Here is a 22,321-nt window from a genome sequence, read left to right as displayed (position 1 = left end):
GGCGGTGGGGGCCTGACGGTCCCCACCGCCGGCACCGGCCTGCACATCCAGGACCTGTCGAAGACGTTCTCGGTCGGACGCAAGGAGGTGGTCGCCCTCACGGACGCCACCCTGCACACCGACAAGGGCAGCTTCCTGTCGCTGCTCGGCCCGTCCGGCTGCGGCAAGTCGACCATCCTGCGCATCCTCGCCGGGCTCGAGAAGCCGACGAGCGGACGCGCGACCGTCGACGGCAAGTCGCCCACCGAGCTGCGGCGCGACCACGAGCTCGGCATCGCCTTCCAGGACTCGGCCCTGCTGCCGTGGCGGTCGGTGGAGTCCAACATCCGCCTGCCGTTCCAGGTCTCGGGCGAGCAGCCGGACGACGCCCTGGTCAAGGAGCTGATCGCGCTCGTCGGCCTCGAGGGGTTCGAGAGGGCCAAGCCCGCCCAGCTCTCGGGCGGCATGCGTCAGCGGGTGTCCATCGCGCGCTCGCTGGTCGTCAAGCCCTCGGTCCTGCTGCTCGACGAGCCGTTCGGCGCGCTCGACGACATGACCCGCCAGCGGCTGAACGTCGAGCTGCTGCGGATCTGGACCGAGAAGCCCGCGACCACGCTCATGGTCACGCACGGCATCTCCGAGGCCATCTTCCTGTCGGACCAGGTGGCGGTCATGAGTCCGCGGCCCGGCCGCATCAAGGAGGTCATCGACGTCGACCTGCCGCGTCCGCGCGTGCCCGAGATGATGCGCACACCGGAGTTCCACGCGCTGCACGATCAGGCCTCGGAGCTGCTGTTCGGCGCCGGCGGGGCGGCGGTCGAGTGATGAGCACCTCCCTGTCGCTCTCCTCGGAGCGCACCAGGACGCTCGGGATCGGCGCCGCGGGCCTCGTCGGCACGGTCGCGCTCTGGTGGCTCGTCGCGGCGACCGTGCTCGCCCGCTTCCAGGTGCCGACGCCGGGCGAGGTGCTCGCGACCTTCGCCGACCGCGGCTTCGACTACTACCGCACCGTCTTCTCCATCACCCTCGAGGAGTCGCTGTACGGCTACCTCGTCGGGGTCGCGCTCGCGCTGACCGTGGCCGTGCTCGTGCTGCTGGTGCCGTTCATCGAGCCCATCGTCATGCAGCTCGCCGTCATCACGTACTGCCTGCCCATCGTCGTCCTCGCGCCCATCCTCATCACCGTGCACGAGATCCCCGAGAAGGGCGGGCTGTCCGCGACCGCCATCGACCTCGCCGCCGTGTCGGTGTTCTTCACGACCGTCGTCGGCGCCGTGCTGGGCTTCCGTGCCGCCGACCAGGCGACGCTCGACGTCGTCGAGGTCTACGGCGGGAGCCGCCTGCAGCAGCTGCTGCGGGTGCGGGTGGTCGCCGCGCTGCCGGCGCTGTTCACGACGCTGCAGATCGCGGCACCGGCGGCCTTTCTCGGGGCGCTGCTCGGCGAGTACTTCGACCGGCACCTCGAGATCGGCGTCGGACCGTCGCTCATCCTCAGCCAGAACAACCGGGAGACGGCGCTCGCCTGGTCGCTCGGCATCGGCTGCGCCCTCGTCTCGGGCCTGGCCTACGCCCTGCTGGGGCTGCTCGGCCGCGTCGTGGCGCCGTGGTCGCGAGGTGCGGCCTCATGAGGGTCCTCACCGTCGCCCGCCCCCTGCTCACGGTCCTTGTCGTGCTGGCCGCGACGATCGGCGCCTGGTACGCGCTCGTCACCCTCACGGGCGTCAGCGACCTCACCACCCGGCTGCCGCAGGACGTGATCGCCTACCTGTTCACCGAGGACGACGCCGCCGCGAACCGCGCCGAGGTGCTCAGCGCGCTCGGCCAGACCGTCATCGACGCCGGCATCGGCTTCGTCGCCGGGCTGACCGCGGCGTTCGTGCTCGCCACGGTGATGGTGCTCTGGTCCGGCGTCGAGGCGGCCACCATGCCCGTCGTCATGATCGTGCGCACCGTGCCGCTCGTGGCCCTCGCCCCGATCATCACCCTGCTGTTCGGCAACGGGTTCTGGTGCGTCGCGGTGATGAGCGGCATCGTCGTGCTGTTCCCGGCGCTCGTGAACATCGCGTACGGCCTGCGGTCGGTGACACCGCAGATGCACGACGTGGTCACGGTCTACGGCGGGTCGTCGTGGGACGTCATGCGCCGGGTGGCGTTCCCGACGGCGCTGCCGTCGATCTTCGCCGCCATCCGGATCTCGGTCCCGGGCGCCATCACCGGCGCGCTGATCGCCGAGTACTTCACCACGACCGACAGCGTCGGCAAGGCCGTCAACCAGGCCCTCGCGCTCTACCAGTACGACAAGCTCTGGTCGCTCGTCGTCGTGGTCACGCTCGTCTCCGTGATCGGCTACGCCCTGGCGCAGCTGGCCGAGACGTTCGTGCTGGCGCGCTACGGCCGCAACGCCGGCCGCGCCTGACCCCACCCGCGCCCCGCCCGCACGTTGACGTGGGGCCCCACGTCAACGTGCGGATCGGGCGGATGTTTGCGGTGGGGGGAGCTGGTGTGGGTGGGGCCCCACGCAAACGCTCTCCGCCGCCCACGGCCCGGCACCCCCGCTGTGCCCCCTGCCGCCCACGGCCCGGCACCCCCGCCGGGGCACCCGACGGCCGGGCGCATACTGGGGCGAGTGAGCGCGACGACGAGACGAGGGCCGGTCGCCGTCTGGCTCACCGGCCTGTCGCTCTACTTCCTCGCCGTGTTCCACCGGTCGTCGCTGGCGGTGGCCGGCTTGGCCGCGACGGAGCGGTTCGGCATCTCGGCCGCCCAGCTGTCGACCTTCGTCATGCTCCAGCTCGTGGTCTACGCGGGCATGCAGATCCCCGTGGGGCTGCTGCTCGACCGGTTCGGGCCGCGCCGGATCCTCACCGTCGGCGTGGTCGTGCTGACCCTCGCCCAGGCGACGTTCGCGCTCGCCGACTCCTTCGCCGTCGCGCTGGTCGCGCGCGTGTTCGTCGGCCTCGGCGACGCGATGACCTTCGTGTGCGTCCTGCGCCTGGTGAACACCTGGTTCCCGTCGCGGCGCATCCCGCTGGTCACCCAGCTCACCGGCGTCCTCGGACAGCTCGGCGCGCTCGTCGCCGCCGTGCCGATGACGTGGGCGCTGCGCGAACTCGGCTGGACGCCCACCTACCTCGCGGCCGCCTCGCTCGGGCTGGTCCTGCTGGTGGTGCTGCTCGTCGTCGTGCACGACGAGCCCGGCTCGCCGCGGGTGCTCGGCGCGCCGCTGTCGTGGACGACGGTCCGCACCAGCCTGGCCGCGTCGTGGCGGCACCCCGGCACGCGGCTCGGCTTCTGGGTGCACTTCACGACCCAGTTCAGCGCGACGACGCTCGGCCTGCTGTGGGGCTACCCGTTCTTCGTCCGCGGCGAGGGACGCACGTCGGCCGAGGCGGGTGCCCTGCTCACCATCCTCGTGCTCGCCGTCATGGTCGCGGGCCCCGTGCTGGCGTGGGCGATCACGCGCGACCCGTGGCACCGCTCGACGATCGTGCTGGGCATCGTCTGCTCCATCGTCACCGTCTGGACGGCCGTGCTCGCCTGGCCCGGCACCGCCTCCAGCTGGCTGCTCGTGCTGCTCGTCGTCGTGGTCGGCGTCGGCGGCCCGGCGTCCATGGTCGGGTTCGACCTCGGCCGCTCCTTCAACCCGCCCGACCGGCTCGGTGCCGCCACGGGCATCATCAACCAGGGCGGCTTCGTGGCGTCGCTGCTGCTCGTCGTCGCGATCGGCCTCGTGCTCGACTGGCGCACACCCGGTGCGAGCACGGACTACGCGCCCGGGGCGTTCCGGTGGGCGATGTCGGCGCAGTACGTCCTGTGGGCGGTCGGCCTCACGCAGATCTGGCGCTACCGTCGCCGCACGCGCGCGCAGCTCCTCGCCGAGGACCCCGACGCACGCGAGCACTGGCGCGGCGGGCTCGCCTGACGCGACCGCTCAGCCCGCCAGCGCCGGGCGGCGCGGGTCGAACAGCTCGACGGGGTGGTCGGTCGTGCCCGTGGTCGCGAGGTCGGCGAGGATCTCCCCGATCACCGGCACGAACTTGAACCCGTGGCCGCTGAACCCGCACGCCACGCTCACCTGCGGGTGGGCGGGGTGCTGCCCGACGACGAAGTGCTCGTCGGGCGTCACCGAGTACAGGCAGGTCTTGGCCTGCACGACGGGTCGCCCGAGCAGCGGGAACAGCTCGCGGGCGCGCTCGAGCATCCGGTCGTTCTCCCCCTCGCGGACCACGCGGTCGATCGTCGCGGCGGTGGTCGGCGAGCCCACGCGGAAGAACCCGAGCTTGAAGCCGCCGTCCGGGCCGTCCGTCATGGGGAAGCCGTAGATCTGGTGGTTGCCGTGCGTCTGCTCGATGTAGACGGGGTGGTGGGCGTCGCTCCACCGCTCGTACGGCACGGTGCTCGTGTCGGGCGTGAACCAGTGGAAGATCATCCGCTCGATCGACAGCGGCAGCCGCAGGTCGGCGAGGACCTCGGGCGCCCACGGGCCCGGCGAGACGACGAGCCGGTCGGCCCCGTAGCGACCGTGCGGCGTCACGACCTCGACGCCGCCGCCGGGCGTCGCGCCCCACCAGGTGACCGGCTCGCCGAAGCGCAGCGTCGCACCCTTGCGCGCCGCCACCTCCGCGTTCGCGACGACCGTCTCCTCCGGACGCACGTAGCCCGCCGCGGCCTCGTAGAGCGCGAGCGCGTCGGGGGCGGGCGACATCGACGGGAAGCGCTCGTGGACCTGCTCGGCGGTGAGCACCTCGTGGTCGAGCCCGTGCTCCCGCGCCGCGGCCAGGCTGCCGGCGAACGTCAGGCTCTCCGGGTCCCCGACGTAGATCCCGCCGCACAGCGTCATGAGGGAACGTCCCGACTCCTCCTCGAGTCGGCGGAAGCCGGCGTACGCCGACCGCAGGAGCGGCACGTAGGCGGCGTCCTCGAAGTAGGACTGCCGGATGATGCGGGTGCCGCCGTGGTGGGCGCCGTGCGCGTGGCCGGGGGTGTAGGTGTCCAGGCCGAGCACGGACGCACCTCGTTCGGCCAGGGAGTTGCAGGCCGCGGCGCCCATCGACCCGACTCCGAGCACGATGACGTCGTAGTGGTCCATGGCGAGATCCTTCCAGGAGAGGCGGACGGCTCAGCCGCGCAGCCGGGTCATCCGCGGGTCGACGATCGGCTCGGCGGTGACGGTCACCGGGTGCCGCACGCCGAGGTACTCGACGTCGAGGGCGGTACCCACCGTCGACAGGTCGCTCGGCACCCACGCGTAGGCGATCGACGTCCCCGACGTGTAGCCCTGGTCGGCGCTGGTCACGTAGCCGACGACCGCGTCGCCGGAGCGCACCGGCTCGTGGCCGAGCAGCACCGTGCCGGGGTCGTCGAGGGTGAGGCACACGAGTCGCCGCGTGCTCGTGCGGGCGGCGAGCGCGGCGGCTCCCACCACGTCGCGTGCGCCGATCCGCACGGCGAACCCGAGACCGGCCTCGTCGGGCCCGTGCTCGCGGGTGACGTCGTGCCCCCACAGCCGGTAGCCCTTCTCCAGGCGCAGGCTCTCGAAGGCGCGGCGACCCGCGGCGACGATCCCGTGCTCGGCGCCGGCCTCCCAGAGGACGTCCCACAGCCGGCCCCCGAACTCGGCCGGGGCGTAGAGCTCCCACCCGAGCTCCCCGACGTAGCTGAGCCGCATCGCGAGCACGGGGACGCCGGCGACGCGGAGGTGCTGTGCCGTGTAGTAGCGGAACGCCGCGTCGCTGACGTCGGTGTCGGTGAGCGAGGCCAGCACGTCGCGCGAGCGCGGCCCCCACAGGCCGAGCCCGCAGTGCCCGGTGGTCACGTCGCTGACCTGCACGCCGCTGCCCTCGGGCAGGTGGGCCCGCAGCCAGTCCAGGTCGAGCGGACCGTTGACTCCCAGCTGGTACTCCTCCGGACCGAGCCGGGCCGCGGTCACGTCGGACAGCACCCCGCCGGACTCGTCGAGCAGCAGGCCGTAGACGACCTGCCCGACGGCGCGGTCGACGTCGCTGGTCAGCAGGCGGCGCAGGAAGGCGGTGGCGCCGGGGCCGCTGACCCGAGCACGGGGGAGCGGCGACATGTCGTGGAGCGCCACGCGCTCCCGGGTCGCGCGGGCCTCGGCCGCGGCGATCGGCGACCAGTGCCGCGCCGCCCACGCGTCACGGTCGTCCAGCCTCAGCGCGGGGTCGTCCGGGAGGGGCAGGTCGGCGTTCGCCTCGAACCACAGCGGCCGCTCCCAGCCCGACGCCTCGCCGAAGACGGCGCCCAGGGCGCGCTGCCGGTCGTGGAACGGCGGCGTCCGCAGGCCACGCATCCGCGCCGTCGACGCGCGCGGGTGCACGACGTCGTACACCTCGTCGTAGGCCTCGCTGGCCCGCTCGACCGTGTGCGCGTGGCTGACGACGGCCGGGTCGAAGCGGCGGAAGTCGAGCCCGTGCGTGTCGATGCCCGGGTCGCCCGTCGTCAGCCAGTCCGCGACGACCTGGGCCATGCCGGCCGACTGCGTCACCCAGATCGCCTGCGCGAGCCAGAGTCCCTCGACGCCCGGCACCGGGCCGAGCATCGGGCCGCCGTCGGGTGTGAAGGAGAAGATGCCGTTGAAGCTGCGGCCGACGTCGAGCGAGGCGTCGCGCAGCTCGGGCACGATCGTCTGCGCCTCCTTCCAGGTCGGCTCGTAGTCGTCGCGGGTGAACGGGTGCATGGCCGGGTGCACGCCGGTCGCGGCGAACTCGTCGGCGCTCGCGATCTGCGGGTCCTCGACCGGGAGCGGCCGGTGGTCGTAGGCGCCGATGGCGATCGTGGACCCCCACTCCCGCAGGTACATCCCGGCGTCCTGGTGGCGCAGCATGGGGCGGACGACCTCCGTCGCCTCGTCGACGTGCGCGCGGCCGGCCAGCGGCTCGCTCCACCCGAAGCCGTGGGCCATCGGCATCATGGGCAGCTCGAAGCCGAGCAGGTCGCGCGCCAGGCCCGGCCCCCAGAGGCCGGCGGCGCTGACGACGACGTCGGCGCCGACGACCTCCGGCTCCGCGTCGGGCGCGGCGGGGACCGGCAGGACCTCGACCCCGGTGACGCGCCCGCCCCTCGTCCGCAGCCCGACCACCCGCGTGAGCGGACGGATGGTGGCGCCCGCGGCCTCGGCGCGGCGGGCCTGCCACTGCACGGCCCGCACACCCTTCACGACGGCGTCGGTGGGCGTGTGCAGCCCGCCGAGCACGGTGTCCGGGTCGAGGCCGGGCCAGAGGGCGGCGCACTCGTCGGGGCCGACGAGCGAGGCCTCCACGCCCCAGGACGCCGCGTACCCGAGCCGCCGACGCAGCTCGCGCAGCCGGTCAGGGGTGCGCGCGATCTCCAGGCCGCCGACCCGCTTGCTCACCCAGGCGCCGTCGACGTCGAGCCCGTCGAGCTTGTCGAGCGTGCGCTGGGCCAGCAGGCTCATGACGCGGCTGCCGTTGGTCTGGAACACGAATCCGGGCGCGTGCGAGCTCGAGCCGCCCGTCTCGTAGAGCGGGCCCTGGTCGAGGACGGTCACCCGGCGCAGACCGCGCAGGGTCAGCTCGTCGGCGAGGGCGGCGCCGACGACGCCGAGACCGATGACGACGACGCGCGGCTGGGGGTAGGGCACCCGAGCTCCCCTCTGTTGCGTTCAGCGCAACGATGATCTGCAGGACGCAACGAGCGTAGGACGGCTCACGCGTCGGGGGCAACGACGCCGGGCAGGTTTCACCTGTCCGTAACAGGGATCAGTCGCCAGGTGCGGCCGGACGGTGGGCCGGACGCACGGTCCCCCACCGCAGTCCCAGCTCCTCGGCGCCGTCGGCGAGGACGGCGGCGAGGTCGGCGAAGCCGGACGCCGGCATGCGGAAGTCCGGGGCGGTCACGGACAGGGCGGCCACGACCCGTCCGTCGACACCGCGCACGGGGACGGCGACGGCGCAGGTGCCCGCCTCCCACTCGGCGTCGGCGCTGGCCCAGCCTCGGCGACGGACGCGGTCGAGCTCCTCCAGGAGGTCGTCCGGACGCGTGATGGTGCGGTCGGTGTAGCCCGCGAGCTCGGACTCGAGGACCCGCTGCAGCAGGGCGTCGCCCGCGTGGGCCAGGAGCACCTTGCCCGTCGACGTCGCGTGCAGCGGGGTCCGCTGGCCGACGTACTGGCGGGTGACCGCCACCATCTGCGTGCCCATGGCCTGCGTGATGTTGACGGCGGAGACGTCGTCGAGGATCGCCACGTTCGTCGTCTCGTCGAGCCGGCGCGCCATGGCCTCGCACGCCTGCTGGGCGTCGCGCGCGAGGTCGATCCGCGCGCTCACGGCGCCGGCGAGGCGCAGGACGCCGAGCCCCAGGCGGTACGCGCCGCGGTGCTCCACCTGCTCCACGAGGTGGCGGGCCTCGAGCGTCGCCAGCAGCCGGAAGGCGGTCGAGCGGTGCACGTCGAGCGCGCGGGACAGCTCGCTCACGCCGACGCTGCCCCCGTCGGCGAGCAGCTCGAGGATCGCGGCAGCGCGATCGACGGACTGGACGAGGCCGGCATCGGTGTCGTTCACGGCGGTCCTTCCGGTCGGGGCGGGCGGCTGTATTTCCGGCACGTGAAATGTTCGCCGACCGGCGCCTCGGCCCTTGACGCGGGGCGCGGCCGGTCTGCACCGTGTTGTGTATACAGAACGTGCGTTGCGCAAGAAGCAACATACACGATCCACCGAGGGAAGGGGAGCGATGCTCCGGGTCTGCGCCATGACCGACCTCGTGCCCGGCGAGGGCCTGCGGATCGACACCGTGGTGCCGCCCATCGCCGTCTTCCTCACCGAGGAGGGCACGGTCCACGCCATCGACGACACGTGCACCCACCAGGACGCGTCCCTCGCGGCCGGCTGGGTCGAGGACTGCCGGGTCGAGTGCCCGCTGCACGCCAGCACCTTCTCGCTGCTCACCGGCGACGTCGACGCGCAGCCGGCCAAGAAGCCGGTACGCGTGCACGCCGCGGAGGTGCGCGACGGCGAGGTGTGGGTCCGCCTGAGCACCGCCGCGCCGAACCTCCCGCCCGGGGTGACGTTCGCATGAGCGACGTCGTCGTGGTCGGCGCCGGCCTGGCCGGCTTCCACACCGCCGCCGCGCTGCGCCGCCTCGGCCACCAGGGTGGCCTCACGGTGCTCGGCGCCGAGGAGCACGCCCCGTACGACCGCCCGCCGCTGTCCAAGGCCTTCCTCGGCGGCAGCCTGACCGCCGCCGACCTGGCCCTGGACGACCCCGACGCACCGCTCGACGTCGTGTGGGAGCGCGGCGTCCGTGTCGTCGGCCTCCAGGCGGGTGCCGCCGGTGCGCCGCACCGCGTGCTCCTCGCCGACGGCACCGACCGTCGCGCCGAGCACGTCGTCGTCGCCACGGGTGCCGACGCGGTCCGGCTCGGCGACCACGTGCCCGGCGCGCACGTCCTGCGCACGATCGAGGACGCCGAACGGCTGCGCGCCGAGCGGCTCGCCGGGGCGCGGGTCGTCGTGGTCGGCGACGGCTTCGTCGCGCTGGAGGCCGCGTCGACCGTCGTGGAGCTCGGTGCGGCGTCGGTCGTGGTGGCGGGCCCTGAGGAGCGGCCGCTCGAACGCCGGTACGGGCCGGAGCTCGCGGCGTCGCTGCTCGCCCTGCACGCCCGGCGCGGTGTCGTGTGTCGGGGCGGCGCCCGGGCCGTCGCCGTCACGTCGGGGGCCGACGGTCGGGCCGCCGGTGTCATGCTGGCCGACGGCACGCACCTCGACGCCGACGTGGTGGTCGTCGGCATCGGTGCCCGGCCCGCGACGGCCTGGCTCGCCGGGTCGGCCGTCGTGCGCGACGCGACCGGGCACGTCGACTGCGACGCCCGCGGCGCGACGTCGGTCCCGGGGGTCTGGGCCGTCGGCGACTGCGCGCGCTGGAACGACGAGGTGCGCGGGCCGATGCGCTGCGCCGGCCACTGGCAGGACGCGCTCGACCACGCGGCCACCGTCGCCGCTGCGCTCGTCGGCGCTCCCGCACCGGTCGCCACCGAGCCGTACTGCTGGTCCGAGCAGCACGGCGTGATGGTCCAGGTGGCGGGCCACCTCGCAGGAGGGGAGCGGGCGACGGTGCTCGACGGCTCGGTCGACGGTGCGGACCTCCTGCTGCGCTACGACCGCGACGGCGAGGAGGTGGCCGTGCTCGGCATGAACCGTCCGCGCGAGGTCACCCGCTGGCGCCGCTCCCGCCGCCCCCGTCCGGTCCCGACACCGCTCGTGGCGGCCGAGTCCGGCCCCACCCGATCCCTGGAGGACGCATGATCATCGACCAGCTCGACGCACCGCTGGAGGGCTCCCTGCGTCCGACGCTGCCCGGCCGGGTGTACACCGACCCCGAGCAGTTCGCCGCCGAGCAGGCCCAGATCTTCGAGCAGACGTGGTTCTGCGCCGTGGCGAGCTCCGACGTGGCGCGCGCGGGCGACTGGCGCACCGTCGAGATCGGCCGCGAGCGGCTGATCGTCTCCCGCAACCGACGCGGCGAGGCCCGGGCCTTCTTCAACGTCTGCCGGCACCGCGGCATGCAGGTCTGCACCGAGGAGTCCGGGTCGAGCCGGTCCTTCCAGTGCGGCTACCACGCCTGGACCTACGACCTCGACGGCGCGCTGGTCGCCGCGCCCAACTTGACGTCGATGCCCGACGTCGACCGGGCCACCTACAGCCTGCGGCGCGCGCACGTGCGCGAGTGGCTCGGCTACGTGTGGATCTGTCTGGCCGACGAGCCGCCGTCGTTCGAGGAGACCGTGCACGGCGAGGTCGTCACCCGGCTCGGGGAGCTGCACCACCTCGACAACTACGGCGTGGAGGGCCTCCAGGTCGCGCACCGCATCCGCTACGACGTGGCCGCCAACTGGAAGCTCGTCGTCGAGAACTTCCAGGAGTGCTACCACTGCGCCACCATCCACCCCGAGCTCACCGAGGTGCTGCCGGAGTTCGCGGACGGGTGGGCGTCGCAGAGCGGCGTCAACCACGGCGCCCTGTTCGCGCCGGAGGTCGAGGGGTTCACCATCGACGGGTCGGCCGGCGCGCCGGCGATCCCCGAGATCGCCCCGGACCAGGACCGCCGCTACTACGCCATCACGATCCGGCCGAACGTGTTCGTCAACCTCGTCCCGGACCACGTGATCGTGCACCGCATGTTCCCGGTGGCCGCCGACCGGACGATCATCGAGTGCGACTGGCTGTTCCTGCCGGAGGTGGTGGCCGCGGGCACCGACGTCAGCAAGCAGGTGGAGCTGTTCGACCACGTCAACCGCCAGGACTTCGACGCGTGCGAGAAGACGCAGCCCACGATGAGCTCGCGGCACTACGTCGACGGCGGCGTGCTGGTCCCCGCCGAGCACCACATCGGCGTGTTCCACGACTGGGTCGCGGACCTGACCGGCCTGCAGCGCTGAGGGCCGGGGTCGGTCCGCTCAGACCTCGAAGGTGACGCCGGTCGCCTGCTCCGTCGCCGCCCACAGGTCGCGGGCGAGCTGCTCGTCACGCGCCCAGCGCGTCATGCCCGCGATCACGGGGGCGCCGCGGGTGCCGCCCAGCGACGCCGGACCGACGTACTCGCCGCCGGTGAACGTCGGGTCGGTCGCGGCCCGCAGGCTCGGCAGCGCCCCGGCGGCAGCCGACTGGCTCGCCAGCGCCGACACCTGCTGCACGACCGTGCCGAGGAACGGGTTGCCCATCGCCACGCCCGTCTTCTGCAGCTCGGTGCGTGCGAAGCCGGGGTGCGCGGCCGTGCTGAGGACGGCCTTCCCGCCGGCCTTCAGACGGCGGTCGAGCTCGAGCGCGAACGAGAGGTTGGCCAGCTTGGACTCCGCGTACGAGACCCAGCGGCGGTAGCGGCGCGGCGAGCCCTCCGGGGTCAGCGAGCGCAGGTCGATGCCCTTGGCCTGCAGGTGCGCCAGCGACGACACCGACACGACGCGGGCGTCGTCGGCGAGCAGCGGCCACACTCGCGCGGTCCAGGCGAAGTGGCCGACGTGGTTGGTGCCGATCTGCAGCTCGAAGCCGTCGACGGTCGTGCTGTACGGCGGGATCATGATGCCGGCGTTGTTGACCAGCACGTCGACCCGGTCGTGCCGCGAGCCCAGCTCCTCGGCCGCGCGTCGGACGTCGGCGAGGTCGGCCAGGTCGAGCGACAGCACCTCGACGTCGACCTCCGGCAGCTCCTCGCGCAGCCGGGCGAGCGTGTCCTCGGCCTTCCGCGGATTGCGTGCGGTGACCGTCAGCCCCGCGCCCGCACGTCCCAGCTCGAGGGCGGTGTGGAAGCCGAGGCCCCCGGTGACGCCGGTGACGACCGCGCGCTTCCCGCTCAGGTCGGGGATGTCCTGCGTGCTCCAGCTCATGGGACGAACCGTAGCCGCCCCACCCCCGCCCCGCCGGACGATCTCGCTGCTCGAGTAGCGACCGCCACCGCTGGTCGAGTAGTCGGGCCAGGCGAGGAACGAGCCTGAGCCCGACGTATCGAGACCACTCTGAGCGGTCGCTGGGGGTTGACCCGCGCTGAGCCGTTGCCGGGTGGTCTCGATACGTCAGGACTTCGCAAGCTCGTCCTGACTACTCGACCAGCGGAGGGTCTCGCTGGTCGAGTAGTCGACGCCGCGACGGAGGAGCGGGCGGCGACGTATCGAGACCACTCTGGGCCGTCGCTGGGGGTTGGCTCGCGCTGAGCCGTTGCCGGGTGGTCTCGATACGCGGCACGGAGCTCCTTCGTCGCCCGTGCCGCTACTCGACCAACGGAGCGTTCCGCTGGTCGAGTGCCTCCACGAGCGCCAGCGAGGGGAGGTGCTGGAGCCGTCGCACGAGGGGCGTAGCCGCGACGGAGCGAGACCATTCCAAGCGGCCGCTGGGGGGCGGGGCGACGAGGGTCAGAAGGTGACGGCCATCTGCTCGAGGACGCGGTGGGCGAGGTCGGTGTCGCCGCCCACCGCGACGTCGACCGCACCGGGGCGGCGACGTCCCGCGGCCAGCACGGCGAAGGCGTCGGACGTCAGCGTCAGGGTCGCGGTGGGGGAGTCGGGCACGCCGGGGCGGGCGCGGCCGTCGTCGCCGACCGTCGCGCCGACCTGCAGGACGATCGGACCGGTGAGGTCCCACAGCACCGACGTGCCTGCCGTGGCGCCGACCTTCTTGCCCAGCACGAACGGCATGGCCGCGGCGAAGGTGTGGGTGGTGACGTGGGCACCCGCCGAGTCGAGGTTGCCCGGCCGGTCGACCGCGCGGCGCACGTCCTGCTCGTGGCACCAGACGTCGACGGTGCGGTTGCGCAGCATCGTCTCCCACGTCCAGCCGACCCCGGCGGGCGTGTGCTCGGCGCGGGCGGTGGGGTCGTCCGGCAGCGCGTCGCCGAGCCGCGCGGCCCGGGTGTCCACGCTGCGCCGCAGCTCGTCGAGGACCTGCTCGCGCGTGAGCCCGCGCCGCGCCTCGACGCCGGCCTCCGTGTACAGCGACGCGATGCCGCCGGCCGAGGCCGTGGTGGGTACCTCGTCGACCACGTGGCCTGCGGTGACGGCCTCGAGGTGCGCCAGGTGGGCGGCGACGTCGGCGACGGTCCAGCCCGGCAGGTCGGTGGGCGTGGACCACGCGGCGTCGTCGAGCTCCTCGAGCAGGGCGATCGTGTCGCGGACGCTGGCCAGCCAGGCGTCGACGTAGGTCTGCAGCATTCAGTCCTCCAGGGTGCGCTTGCGTCGGGTCCACCAGGTCGCCACGGCGAGCGCGACGGCGACGGCGGCGGCGATCCAGGCGATGCCCGCGCCGTTGCGGGTGCGGTCGAGGAAGCCGTCGGCGACGGCCACGCGGTAGGTCGCGGCGTCGGCGGCGCGGTCCTTCGGCGTGCAGCGGACCGCGACCTGGTCCGATCCCTCGCGCTCGAAGGCGATGAGGTACCAGGTCGAGCCGTCCTGCGGCACGCGCAGGTCGATCGGTGCGTCCTCGAGCGTCACGGGCTTGGCGCCCTTGGCGGGCCCGGTGGCGGTGCAGGTGACGTCACGCTCGGGCTGGCGGACGTCGGTGAAGACGGCGAGCGAGGCGCCCCTGGCGTCGACCCGTTCGGTGAGGTTCTGCAGCGTCGCGTCGCGGACGTGGTCCCACGCGCCGGCTGCGACGACGGCCGAGGCCATCCACCCGCCGATGGCGAGCAGGAACGCCGCGAGGTACCACAGCGGGCTGGACAGACGCACCCGCTCACTCTGGCACACGCCGTGGCGCCGGTCGGGTCGGCCACGCGCGACGGCTTGACCGCGAGCTGTCGGAGGAGGACGTTGGGTCCCGCTAGTTGAACCTTCATCAAGGAGCTCCCATGGACGAGGTCTTCCTCATCTCCCGCATCCTCTTCGCCTACCTCGTCATCGGCTCGGGCATCGGCCACCTGACGGCGACCGGCGCGATGGCCGGCTACGCCGAGTCGCGCGGTCTGTCCAACGCCAAGGTGCTCGTGCAGGTCAGCGGCGTGGCCCTGCTCGCCGGCGGCGTCTCGGTGCTGCTCGGCATCTGGGGCGACATCGGCGCCCTCGGCCTCGCGATCCTGCTGCTCGTGACGGCCGTGCTCATGCACGCGTTCTGGAAGGAGAGCGACCCCCAGGCCAAGCAGATGGAGATGGTCGCCTTCAACAAGAACGTCGCCCTGGCCGGCGGTGCGCTGGCGCTGTTCGTGATCCTGTCGAACGACTTCGCGCCCTACACGCTCACCGGCGCGCTCATCAACTGGTGACGACGCGGGGCTGACGGGCCACGCTGGGGGCCTCGACGAGACGCTCCAGCACGAGGGCGAGCGGCGGCCACGTCGCTCGCCCTCGGCGCGTCCACAGGAGTGCGCGCATCGTGACGCCGGGGTCGTGGAACGGGACCACGGTCACGCCGTCGCGCGGACGACGCCAGAGCGGCAGCATCCCGACGCCGAGGCCGGCCACCACCAGGTCCTCGACGAGGTCGAGGCTGTCGGAGAGGTGCTCGACCCGCGGCTCGAAGCCCGCCATCGACGCCAGGACCCGCAGCACCTCCTCGTCGGCGGTGTTGCGCGAGTTGCCGATCCAGGCGCCGGCGGCGTGGCGACGCAGCAGGTCGGGCGCGGCGAGGTCGGTGGTCGGTGCCTCGGCCGTCGGCACGCCCAGCCCCCAGGGCGACCGCCACAGGGGCACTGACTCGACCGCGCGGTCGAGCGTGACGGGTGCGAGGTCGTAGTCGTAGGCGAGCGCGAGGTCGATCCGGTCCGCGAGGAGCGCCTCGCGGGCCTCGCCCGGCTCCAGCTCGTGCACCACGACGTGCACGGCGGGATGCGTGACCGCAAGCTCGGCCACCGCCGGCAGCAGGGTGGTGCGGATCGCCGTCGCGAAGCCGGCGACGCGCACCGTGCCCGCCGGCTCGGCGTCGGGGTCGAGGTCGGCGCGAGCGGCCTCGACGGCGGCGAGGATCGCGACGGCGTGGTCGGCCAGCCGACGTCCCGCGGGGGTGAGCCGCACCCCTCGGCCGTCCGGCTCGACGAGCGGCGTCCCCACCTCGCGGGACAGGGCGGCCACCTGCTGCGACACGGTGGAGGTGCTCGTCATCAGGACGTCGGCCACGGCCCGCATGGACCCGTGCCGGGACAGCTCGAGCAGCACGGCGAGACGGTCGGTGTTCACCCGACCATCGTCCCTGTTCTGCGGACGGTCCGTCCAGCATCGTCACGTGGACGCGGACGGACCGCCTCGTGTCTCCTGGTGCGGTGCAGCTCTCCTCCACCTCCTCCACCCCCGACGCCGCCTCGCGCGGGGCGCTCATGGCGCTGGCGGCGATGACGTCGGTGCAGCTGGGCCTCGCCGTGTCCGTCGGCCTCTTCGACCGCATCGGGTCGGAGGGTGCGGCCTGGCTGCGACTCGCCTGGGCGGGCGTCATCCTCGCGCTCCTCGTGCGTCCCTGGCGTCGAGGCCTGAGCCCGGCCACGGTGCGGGCCTGCGTGGGGCTCGGCGTCGTCACCGCCGGCGTCACGATGCTGTTCATGGCGGCCGTCGCCCGACTGCCTCTCGGCACGGCGAGCGCGCTGGAGTTCCTGGGTCCGCTGTCCGTCGCGGTGCTGCGCGGGCGACGCGGCACGTGGGCGTGGCCCGCGTTGGCCGCTGCGGGCGTGCTGCTGCTGACGCAGCCGTGGAGCGGGGAGGTCGACGGTCGCGGCGTCCTCTACGCCCTCGGCGCGGCCTGCTGCTGGGCCGGCTACATCGTCCTCACGCAGCGCGTGGGTGACGCCGCCGACGGCATCGTGGGGCTGGGCGTCTCGATGCCGGTCGCCGGGCTGGTCGCCACGCTCGTGGCAGGACCGTCGACGATCGGCCACCTCGACGTCGAGCTGCTGGTCGTCGGCGTGGGTCTGGCGCTGCTGGTGCCCGTGGTCCCGTTCGCCCTGGAGATGCTGGCGCTGCGGAGGCTCACGACCGCTGCCTTCGGGACGCTGATGTGCCTGGAGCCGGCGATCGCGCTGCTCGTCGGGCTCGTCGTCCTCGACCAGGTGCCGGACGTCGGAGCGGTGCTGGGCCTGGCCTGCGTGGTCGCGGCGGGCGTGGGCGCGACCCGGTCCGGTGGTCGGGCGCCCGCCCCCTCGGCCTGAGCCCGACGCACGACGAAGCCCCCGCCCGGTACCGGGCGGGGGCTTCGTCGTGGTGCCTGGTGCCGACGGCTCAGAAGGCCGCCTCGTCGAGCTCCATGATGCTGGCGTCGACGTTCTCGGCCATCGCGCGCTCGGCGGTGAGGCGGGGGAGCACGGTGCGCGCGAAGAACGACGCCGCCGCGACCTTGCCCTCGTAGAACGCCTTCTCCGAGCCGGTGGCGCCCTCGTCGAGCTTGGCCAGCGCGACCTCCGCGCCGCGCAGCAGCAGCCACGAGACGACGAGGTCGCCGAGCACGTAGACCAGGCGCGTCGTGTTCAGGCCGACCTTGTAGAGGTTCTTCAGGTCGCCCTTCTCGTCGGCCGGGTTGCTGGCCATGAGGTCGGTGAACGCGGCGCCGAGGATCGCCTGGGCGTCGTCGAGGCCGGTGGCGAGCAGCTCGCGCTCGACCTTGAGGCGGCCGTTGCCGGCCTCGCTCTTCACGAACTCGCCGACCTGCTCGGCGAGGTAGCCGATGGCGCGACCCTTGTCCTTCACGATCTTGCGGAAGAAGAGGTCCTGGCCCTGGATGGCCGTGGTGCCCTCGTAGAGCGTGTCGATCTTGGCGTCACGCACGTACTGCTCGATCGGGTAGTCCTGCAGGAAGCCCGAGCCGCCGAACGTCTGCAGCGACTCCGTGCCCAGCAGCACCCACGAGCGCTCGGAGCCGTAGCCCTTGACGATCGGCAGCAGCAGGTCGTTGACCGACTCCTCCAGCGACGCGTCCTCGCCGGACTCCGCCTTCTGCATGATCGCGTCCTGCCAGGTGGTCGTGTAGAACACGAGCGAGCGCAGGCCCTCGGCGAACGCCTTCTGGGTCATGAGCGAGCGGCGGACGTCGGGGTGGTGCGTGATGGTCACGCGCGGGGCGGTCTTGTCGGCCGCCTGCGTGAGGTCGGCGCCCTGCACGCGCTCCTTGGCGTACTCGAGGGCGTTGAGGTAGCCCGACGACAGCGTCGCGATGGCCTTGGCGCCGACCATCATGCGGGCGTTCTCGATGACGCGGAACATCTGGTTGATGCCGTCGTGCACCTCGCCGAGCAGCCAGCCCTTGGCCGGCTCGCCGCCACCGGTGGACGGGTCGCCGAAGGTGACCTCGCACGTGGTGGAGACCTTGATGCCCATCTTCTTCTCGACGTTGGTGACGTAGGCGCCGTTGCGCTCGCCGGTCAGCTCGCCGGTCTCGTGGTCGAAGTGGATCTTCGGGACGAGGAAGAGCGAGAGGCCCTTCGTGCCGGGGCCGCCGACGCCCTCGACGCCCACGGGACGCGCGAGGACGAGGTGCATGATGTTCTCGCTCATGTCGTGCTCGGCCGAGGTGATGAAGCGCTTGACGCCCTCGATGTTCCAGGAGCCGTCCTCGTTCGGGTAGGCCTTGGTGCGGCCCGCGCCGACGTCGGAGCCCGCGTCGGGCTCGGTGAGCACCATGGTGGCGCCCCACTGGCGGTCGGTCATGAACGCGGCGATCTTCTTGTCGCGCTCGGTGCCGTTCTCGAACACGATGCGCGCGAAGGCCGGGCCGGCCGAGTACATCCAGATGGGCGGGTTCGCGCCGAGCACGAACTCACCGATCGCCCAGATGAGCGAGGAGGGGGCCTTCTGGCCGCCGAGCTCCTCGGGGACCTGCAGCCGCCACCACTCGGCGTCCATCCAGGCCTTGTAGCTCTTGGCGAAGGCGGGGTTCATGGTGACCGTCATCGCCTTCGGGTCGTAGACGGGCGGGTTGCGGTCGGAGTCCTCGAAGGAGGGTGCGAGGTCCTCGCGGGCCAGCCGCTCGGTCTCGACGAGGATGCTCTTCGCGGTCTCGAGGTCGACCTCCTCGAAGGCTCCCTTGCCGAGGACGTCCTGGCGTCCGAACAGCTCGAAGAGGTTGAACTCGACGTCGCGCAGGTTGCTCTTGTAGTGGCTCATGACTGCCTGTTCCTGGATCGAGGGTGCGGTGTCCGGTGCACACGTGTTACCGAAGAGTGCTACCGGCAGGTAACTTCAAGTATCCGCAGATGAGGGGCCTGACACAAGTCCCGGGGCACGACTCGTGCGTCACGTGGGCCGAGCGGCCTCCGCGGGCCGTTCAGCGGGACAGAGCGGGCACGAGGTCGACGACGCCGTGCAGGTCGTCGACGACGTGGTCGGCGCCCGCCGCGCGGAGCTCGTCGGGGGTGCACGGGCCGGTCGGGACGCCGACGCCGACGACGTCAGCCGAGCGGCACGCCTCCATGTCGTGCACGTGGTCGCCGACGTACGCGGTGACGCCGCGGGCGCGGAACACGTCGGCCTTGCCCTCGCGCCACACCTCGCCGACGACGTCGAGGTCGACCGCGAGGTGCCGGAGGTGCAGCGCGGCGTTGCGCCCGTTCTTGCCGGTGACGACGAAGGCCTCGCCGCCCGCGTCGAGCACGGACTGCACGGCCTCCCGCGCCCCGGGGAGCAGCTCCACGCGCGGGATCGCGAGGTCGGGGTAGAGCGCGCGGTAGCGGTCGGCCATCGCGTCGACCTGCTCGGCGGGATACCAGTGGGAGAGCTCGACCTCGAGGGGCGGCCCGAGGCGCGAGGTGACCACGTCGGTGTCGATGAAGGTGCCGGTCTCCTGGGAGAGCGCCTGGAAGGTGGCGGCGATGCCGGGACGGGAGTCGACGAGCGTCATGTCGAGGTCGAAGCCGACGACGAGGCGGGTCACGAGCCCGAGACTAACGAACGCCGCCACCGGCGTCGGGGGAGCGTCGGTGGCGGCGTGCGTGGGGCCCGGCGGTCGTGCCGGGCGGCGGGCGACCCGGCCGGGGCGTCGGGACCTGGCCGGGTCGGGGGCCGTCGGTCGCGGGGACCGACGGCGGGTCTCAGAAGCGCTGGACGGTCGGGATGCGGCCGTACCCGTCGCGGGCGACGAGGTAGGCGGACTTGGTGACACCGACGGTGACGACGACGGCGCCGAGCACGGCGAGAGCGATCATGGGGGGCCTCCTCGAAGGGGGGGTGGGGACGAGCTGACGTGTCCATGGTCGCGCTGGCGACTGTCAAGGACAAGCGAAGAGAACTACACGTAACATGTAGCATCACTACATGGATGTCCGTCGCCTCATGGTTCTCAGGGAATTGTCGGAGCGGGGCTCGGTGGGCGCCGTCGCCGATGCGATGAGGGTCACACCCTCGGCGGTGTCGCAGCAGCTCAAGGCGCTCGAGAAGGAGGCCGGCTACCCGCTCGTCGAGCCCGCCGGGCGGGGTGTCGCGCTCACCGAGGCCGGGCGGGCGCTGGCGCGGGCGGCCACCGACATCGCCGTGGCCATCGAGCGGGCCGAGGGCGAGTGGCGGACGTTCATGGAGCAGCCGGCCGGGCGCGTCACGCTCGTGACGTTCCCGACCGGGGGCGAGATGCTGCTGCCCGGGCTGCTGACCAGGATGGCCGAGCGGCCCGACGTCGAGCTGGTGTGCACCGACACCGAGGACCCCGACGCCGTCGGCGACCTCACCGCCGACCACGACGTGGTGCTGTCGGACTCGCCCACGACGTCGGCCGCGTGGCACGACCGCGGCCTGCAGGTGGTGCCGCTGATGAGCGAGCCGCTCGACGTGGCCCTGCCCCAGGACCACCCGCTCGCCCGCAAGGCGAACCTGTCGCCGCGCGACGTCGTGGGCGAGACCTGGATCGGCGTCCCGCCGGGCTACCCGTTCGACCGGGTCCTCGAGCAGGTCGTCGTGGCGACCGGACAGCCCGTGCAGGTCGCTCAGCGCTTCGCCGACAACGGCGTCGTGGAGGCCATGGTCGCGGGCGGGCACGGCCTCGCCATCCTGCCGCGCTTCACGACGCGCGAGCACGGCAACGACCTGGTCACCCGTCCCCTCCTCGGGGTCCGCGCCCGCCGCGAGATCTCCGCCGTCCTGCGCCCCGACCGCTTCGAGCGCCCCTCCGTCCGCCTCGTCGTCCAGGCCCTGCGCGAGGAGGCGCGGCTCGTCGCCGACGCCCACGGCGCCGCGTGAGCGGAGATTCCCAGGTCGACCTGGGAATCTCCCCACCAGGCGCGGGAATCTCAGCCAAGCACGGAGAGCAAGCCGTGCGCGGATGGGATTACCAGGCCGACCTGGGAATCCATCCCCGATCGTCAGTCCTTCGCGAACCGCGCGGCGAAGCGTTCGAACTCCGGGCTCGACAGCGACTCCGCCTGGAACCGCGCCTCGACGTCGAGCGACGTGGCCGCGTCCGACGTCGCGGCGACGCGCACCGACTGCTTCACGTGGGCCATGAGCGTGGGGTTGCGCTCGCACCAGCCGAGCGCGACGTCGCGCGCGCGGCTCTGGGCGTCGTCGGCGAGCTCCTGGGCGATGCCGAGGCGCAGGGCGTCGTCGGCGCCGATGACCTCGCCCGCATACAGGGCGGCCGCCGTGTTCGCCGAGCCGATGCGCTGCGTCAGCATCCAGGTGCAGCCGCCGCCGGGGTGCAGGCCGATCTGCGTGAACGTCGGCCCGAAGCCGGCCCTCGGACCGGCGACAATCACGTCGCACGCCAGCGCGATGTTCAGACCCGCGCCCACCGCCGGCCCGTGCACGGCCGCGATCGTCGGGATCGCGAGGTCACGGATCGGCAGGAACGAGGCGTAGACCTTCATGAGGTGGTCGCGCAGCTCGTCGACGGGGCGTGACCGGTCGCCGAAGAGGTTCGTGACGTTCGCGCCGGAGCAGAACGCGCGCCCCGCCCCGGTCACGAGCAGTGCGCGGGCGTGCTCGTCGGCCGCCACCGCGGCCACCGCGTCGCGCAGCTCGTCGAGCAGGGGCCAGTCGAGGGCGTTGAGCCGCTCCGGGTCGTTCAGCGTGATGGTCCGCAGCGGACCGTCGGACTGCAGCAGCGCGAAGGACATGCGGGCACCGTAGCGGCCGGCGCTACAGGGCGTGCCGCACGACCTCCGCCATCGCGGCGTAGCCGCGGTCGTTGGGGTGGAAGCGGTCCTCGGCGAGGCGTCCCCGCCAGTCGCGCATGTGCGGCACGCGGAAGTCGGCCACGCGGATCGCGTAGCCGCGTGCGCGCGCGTCGACGACGCGGTTGAACGCGACCGCCGAGCGCTGCGGACCCGGCTGCGTCGCCACGACCGTGCCGCGCGGCACGGCGTCGAGCAGACGCTCCGTCGCGGCCGGCAGGCGACGGCTCCACCGCGGGCTCATGATGTCGTTGCTGCCGATCAGGAGGGTCACCAGGGCGACGTCGTGCCCGACGGCGCGCAGCCGCTCGAGGGCGGGGAGCTGGCGGTCCAGGACGTCCAGCACGCGCGCGCCGTTGAACGACAGGTTGACCACCGCGACGTCGCGCAGGGCGGGCGGCGGGTCGGCGGCGAGCTGACCCACCCATCCGCGGTCAGGTGCGCTCGCCCCGATGCCCTGGGTCATCGAGTCGCCGAGGGCGATCCAGAGGGGCCGGCCCGACGCGAGGGCGCGACGGTTCGCGTCCTCCCACCAGCGCGCGTAAGGCTCGACCTGCTCCAGGACGTGGCGGACGCCCGGCAGCACCAGCGCCAGCCTGGAGACCACCGGGCCCGGCGGTCGTCCGCTGAGGTTGGAGTACTCGAACGTCGTCACGCGCCCAGTGAACCAACCGGCTCCTTCCCACGCAGGTCGCGTGAGCGGCCTCACGGCTCCGGGAGACCTCGGAGACCAGAGGTTTTCGCGCAGGTCATGCCGACGAAACACCGCCAAAGTTTCATCGTAGGTAACAAAGTTTCGTCGCAAGAATCAACG

The 22,321-nt window shown here is 73.0% G+C and carries 21 protein-coding genes; 10 read left to right on the top strand and 11 right to left on the bottom strand.

All coding sequences use genetic code 11. From position 1 onward, the window contains the following. The 4 genes from AC3WRM_RS04525 to AC3WRM_RS04510 all read left to right on the top strand — a co-directional run. Positions 1 to 804 (top strand): ABC transporter ATP-binding protein (locus AC3WRM_RS04525; RefSeq protein WP_492270910.1); only part of this gene is annotated, 804 nt, incomplete at its 5' end. Further along, complete coding sequence (locus AC3WRM_RS04520) at positions 804 to 1,607, top strand: ABC transporter permease (protein ID WP_492247434.1); 804 nt, start codon at positions 804 to 806, stop codon at positions 1,605 to 1,607. The genes AC3WRM_RS04525 and AC3WRM_RS04520, both read left to right, overlap by 1 nt. Beyond that, positions 1,604 to 2,395, top strand: a complete 792-nt coding sequence (locus tag AC3WRM_RS04515; protein WP_492247435.1) for an ABC transporter permease — start codon at positions 1,604 to 1,606, stop codon at positions 2,393 to 2,395. The genes AC3WRM_RS04520 and AC3WRM_RS04515 overlap by 4 nt, the downstream gene beginning before the upstream one ends. 210 nt (positions 2,396 to 2,605) lie before the next feature. Further along, positions 2,606 to 3,901, top strand: a complete 1,296-nt coding sequence (locus AC3WRM_RS04510; protein WP_492247436.1) for an MFS transporter — start codon at positions 2,606 to 2,608, stop codon at positions 3,899 to 3,901. Positions 3,902 to 3,910: 9 nt separating this feature from the next. On the opposite strand, the gene solA is transcribed toward AC3WRM_RS04510, so the two are convergent. From solA to AC3WRM_RS04495, 3 genes are all read right to left on the bottom strand, one after another. Then, positions 3,911 to 5,068, bottom strand: coding sequence for an N-methyl-L-tryptophan oxidase (gene solA / locus AC3WRM_RS04505; RefSeq protein ID WP_492247437.1), 1,158 nt, complete (start codon positions 5,066 to 5,068; stop codon positions 3,911 to 3,913). 30 nt (positions 5,069 to 5,098) lie between these two features. Then, on the bottom strand, positions 5,099 to 7,597 hold the full coding sequence (locus AC3WRM_RS04500) for a GcvT family protein (protein WP_492247438.1): 2,499 nt from the start codon (positions 7,595 to 7,597) through the stop codon (positions 5,099 to 5,101). 118 nt (positions 7,598 to 7,715) lie between these two features. Further along, complete coding sequence (locus tag AC3WRM_RS04495) at positions 7,716 to 8,516, bottom strand: IclR family transcriptional regulator (RefSeq protein WP_492247439.1); 801 nt, start codon at positions 8,514 to 8,516, stop codon at positions 7,716 to 7,718. A 169-nt stretch (positions 8,517 to 8,685) separates the two neighbouring features. Between AC3WRM_RS04495 and AC3WRM_RS04490 the strand changes: the two genes are divergently transcribed. Genes AC3WRM_RS04490 through AC3WRM_RS04480 form a run of 3 tightly spaced genes read left to right on the top strand, consistent with a single transcriptional unit; the run spans position 8,686 to position 11,389 of the window. Then, positions 8,686 to 9,030: a bifunctional 3-phenylpropionate/cinnamic acid dioxygenase ferredoxin subunit gene (locus AC3WRM_RS04490; RefSeq protein WP_492247440.1), complete on the top strand. Its 345-nt coding sequence runs from the start codon at positions 8,686 to 8,688 to the stop codon at positions 9,028 to 9,030. Continuing rightward, positions 9,027 to 10,256 carry an NAD(P)/FAD-dependent oxidoreductase gene (locus AC3WRM_RS04485; RefSeq protein WP_492247441.1) on the top strand — a complete coding sequence of 410 codons (1,230 nt, stop codon included), beginning with the start codon at positions 9,027 to 9,029 and terminating at the stop codon, positions 10,254 to 10,256. Before AC3WRM_RS04490 ends, AC3WRM_RS04485 begins: the two co-directional genes overlap by 4 nt. Continuing rightward, positions 10,253 to 11,389: an aromatic ring-hydroxylating oxygenase subunit alpha gene (locus tag AC3WRM_RS04480; protein WP_492247442.1), complete on the top strand. Its 1,137-nt coding sequence runs from the start codon at positions 10,253 to 10,255 to the stop codon at positions 11,387 to 11,389. Before AC3WRM_RS04485 ends, AC3WRM_RS04480 begins: the two co-directional genes overlap by 4 nt. An 18-nt stretch (positions 11,390 to 11,407) precedes the next feature. On the opposite strand, the gene AC3WRM_RS04475 is transcribed toward AC3WRM_RS04480, so the two are convergent. The 3 genes from AC3WRM_RS04475 to AC3WRM_RS04465 form a co-directional block, all read right to left on the bottom strand. Continuing rightward, entirely contained in the window at positions 11,408 to 12,334 is a 927-nt protein-coding gene (locus AC3WRM_RS04475) for an oxidoreductase (protein ID WP_492247443.1), read from the bottom strand. 522 nt (positions 12,335 to 12,856) lie between these two features. Beyond that, positions 12,857 to 13,651 (bottom strand): maleylpyruvate isomerase family mycothiol-dependent enzyme, encoded by a 795-nt coding sequence (locus tag AC3WRM_RS04470; protein WP_492247444.1) that lies wholly within the window; start codon positions 13,649 to 13,651, stop codon positions 12,857 to 12,859. Continuing rightward, a complete protein-coding gene (locus tag AC3WRM_RS04465; RefSeq protein ID WP_492247445.1) occupies positions 13,652 to 14,167 on the bottom strand; it encodes a hypothetical protein in 516 nt (171 codons plus the stop codon). A 119-nt stretch (positions 14,168 to 14,286) separates the two neighbouring features. On the opposite strand from AC3WRM_RS04465, the gene AC3WRM_RS04460 reads away from it, so the two are divergent. Next, positions 14,287 to 14,697, top strand: a complete 411-nt coding sequence (locus tag AC3WRM_RS04460) for a DoxX family protein (protein WP_492247446.1) — start codon at positions 14,287 to 14,289, stop codon at positions 14,695 to 14,697. Here AC3WRM_RS04460 and AC3WRM_RS04455 read toward each other — a convergent pair. Further along, complete coding sequence (locus tag AC3WRM_RS04455) at positions 14,687 to 15,607, bottom strand: LysR family transcriptional regulator (RefSeq protein ID WP_492247447.1); 921 nt, start codon at positions 15,605 to 15,607, stop codon at positions 14,687 to 14,689. The two genes, AC3WRM_RS04460 and AC3WRM_RS04455, sit on opposite strands and share 11 nt — an antisense overlap. An 83-nt stretch (positions 15,608 to 15,690) precedes the next feature. Here AC3WRM_RS04455 and AC3WRM_RS04450 point away from each other — a divergent pair, with 83 nt between their 5' ends. Then, positions 15,691 to 16,566, top strand: coding sequence for an EamA family transporter (locus AC3WRM_RS04450; RefSeq protein WP_492247448.1), 876 nt, complete (start codon positions 15,691 to 15,693; stop codon positions 16,564 to 16,566). Positions 16,567 to 16,636: 70 nt separating this feature from the next. On the opposite strand, the gene AC3WRM_RS04445 is transcribed toward AC3WRM_RS04450, so the two are convergent. Next, entirely contained in the window at positions 16,637 to 18,514 is a 1,878-nt protein-coding gene (locus tag AC3WRM_RS04445; RefSeq protein WP_492247449.1) for an acyl-CoA dehydrogenase, read from the bottom strand. A gap of 160 nt (positions 18,515 to 18,674) precedes the next feature. After that, positions 18,675 to 19,280, bottom strand: a complete 606-nt coding sequence (locus AC3WRM_RS04440; protein ID WP_492247450.1) for an HAD family hydrolase — start codon at positions 19,278 to 19,280, stop codon at positions 18,675 to 18,677. A gap of 380 nt (positions 19,281 to 19,660) precedes the next feature. Between AC3WRM_RS04440 and AC3WRM_RS04435 the strand changes: the two genes are divergently transcribed. Then, positions 19,661 to 20,575, top strand: coding sequence for a LysR family transcriptional regulator (locus AC3WRM_RS04435; protein ID WP_492247451.1), 915 nt, complete (start codon positions 19,661 to 19,663; stop codon positions 20,573 to 20,575). Positions 20,576 to 20,697: 122 nt separating this feature from the next. Here AC3WRM_RS04435 and AC3WRM_RS04430 read toward each other — a convergent pair whose 3' ends face one another. Together AC3WRM_RS04430 and AC3WRM_RS04425 are read right to left on the bottom strand one after the other, a co-directional pair. Continuing rightward, the gene (locus tag AC3WRM_RS04430; protein WP_492247452.1) at positions 20,698 to 21,450 is read right to left on the bottom strand and encodes an enoyl-CoA hydratase; all 753 of its coding nucleotides are present in this window, start codon (positions 21,448 to 21,450) and stop codon (positions 20,698 to 20,700) included. Positions 21,451 to 21,472: 22 nt separating this feature from the next. Then, a complete protein-coding gene (locus AC3WRM_RS04425) occupies positions 21,473 to 22,162 on the bottom strand; it encodes an SGNH/GDSL hydrolase family protein (protein ID WP_492247453.1) in 690 nt (229 codons plus the stop codon). Positions 22,163 to 22,321 lie beyond the last annotated feature (159 nt).

Source organism: Aeromicrobium sp. EU05-FHT14F07 (assembly GCF_058790455.1).
Note: the sequence above shows the minus strand (reverse complement) of the source record. Positions and strands in the feature narration are given on the sequence as shown.

Excerpts from the sequence above, each read along its gene's own strand:
- AC3WRM_RS04520 (WP_492247434.1), top strand. The coding sequence starts at position 804 with ATGAGCACCTCCCTGTCGCTCTCCTCGGAGCGCACCAGGACGCTCGGG.
- AC3WRM_RS04515 (WP_492247435.1), top strand. The coding sequence starts at position 1,604 with ATGAGGGTCCTCACCGTCGCCCGCCCCCTGCTCACGGTCCTTGTCGTG.
- solA (WP_492247437.1), bottom strand. The coding sequence starts at position 5,068 with ATGGACCACTACGACGTCATCGTGCTCGGAGTCGGGTCGATGGGCGCC.
- AC3WRM_RS04490 (WP_492247440.1), top strand. The coding sequence starts at position 8,686 with ATGCTCCGGGTCTGCGCCATGACCGACCTCGTGCCCGGCGAGGGCCTG.
- AC3WRM_RS04485 (WP_492247441.1), top strand. The coding sequence starts at position 9,027 with ATGAGCGACGTCGTCGTGGTCGGCGCCGGCCTGGCCGGCTTCCACACC.
- AC3WRM_RS04480 (WP_492247442.1), top strand. The coding sequence starts at position 10,253 with ATGATCATCGACCAGCTCGACGCACCGCTGGAGGGCTCCCTGCGTCCG.
- AC3WRM_RS04475 (WP_492247443.1), bottom strand. The coding sequence starts at position 12,334 with ATGAGCTGGAGCACGCAGGACATCCCCGACCTGAGCGGGAAGCGCGCG.
- AC3WRM_RS04470 (WP_492247444.1), bottom strand. The coding sequence starts at position 13,651 with ATGCTGCAGACCTACGTCGACGCCTGGCTGGCCAGCGTCCGCGACACG.
- AC3WRM_RS04460 (WP_492247446.1), top strand. The coding sequence starts at position 14,287 with ATGGACGAGGTCTTCCTCATCTCCCGCATCCTCTTCGCCTACCTCGTC.
- AC3WRM_RS04445 (WP_492247449.1), bottom strand. The coding sequence starts at position 18,514 with ATGAGCCACTACAAGAGCAACCTGCGCGACGTCGAGTTCAACCTCTTC.
- AC3WRM_RS04435 (WP_492247451.1), top strand. The coding sequence starts at position 19,661 with ATGGATGTCCGTCGCCTCATGGTTCTCAGGGAATTGTCGGAGCGGGGC.
- AC3WRM_RS04430 (WP_492247452.1), bottom strand. The coding sequence starts at position 21,450 with ATGTCCTTCGCGCTGCTGCAGTCCGACGGTCCGCTGCGGACCATCACG.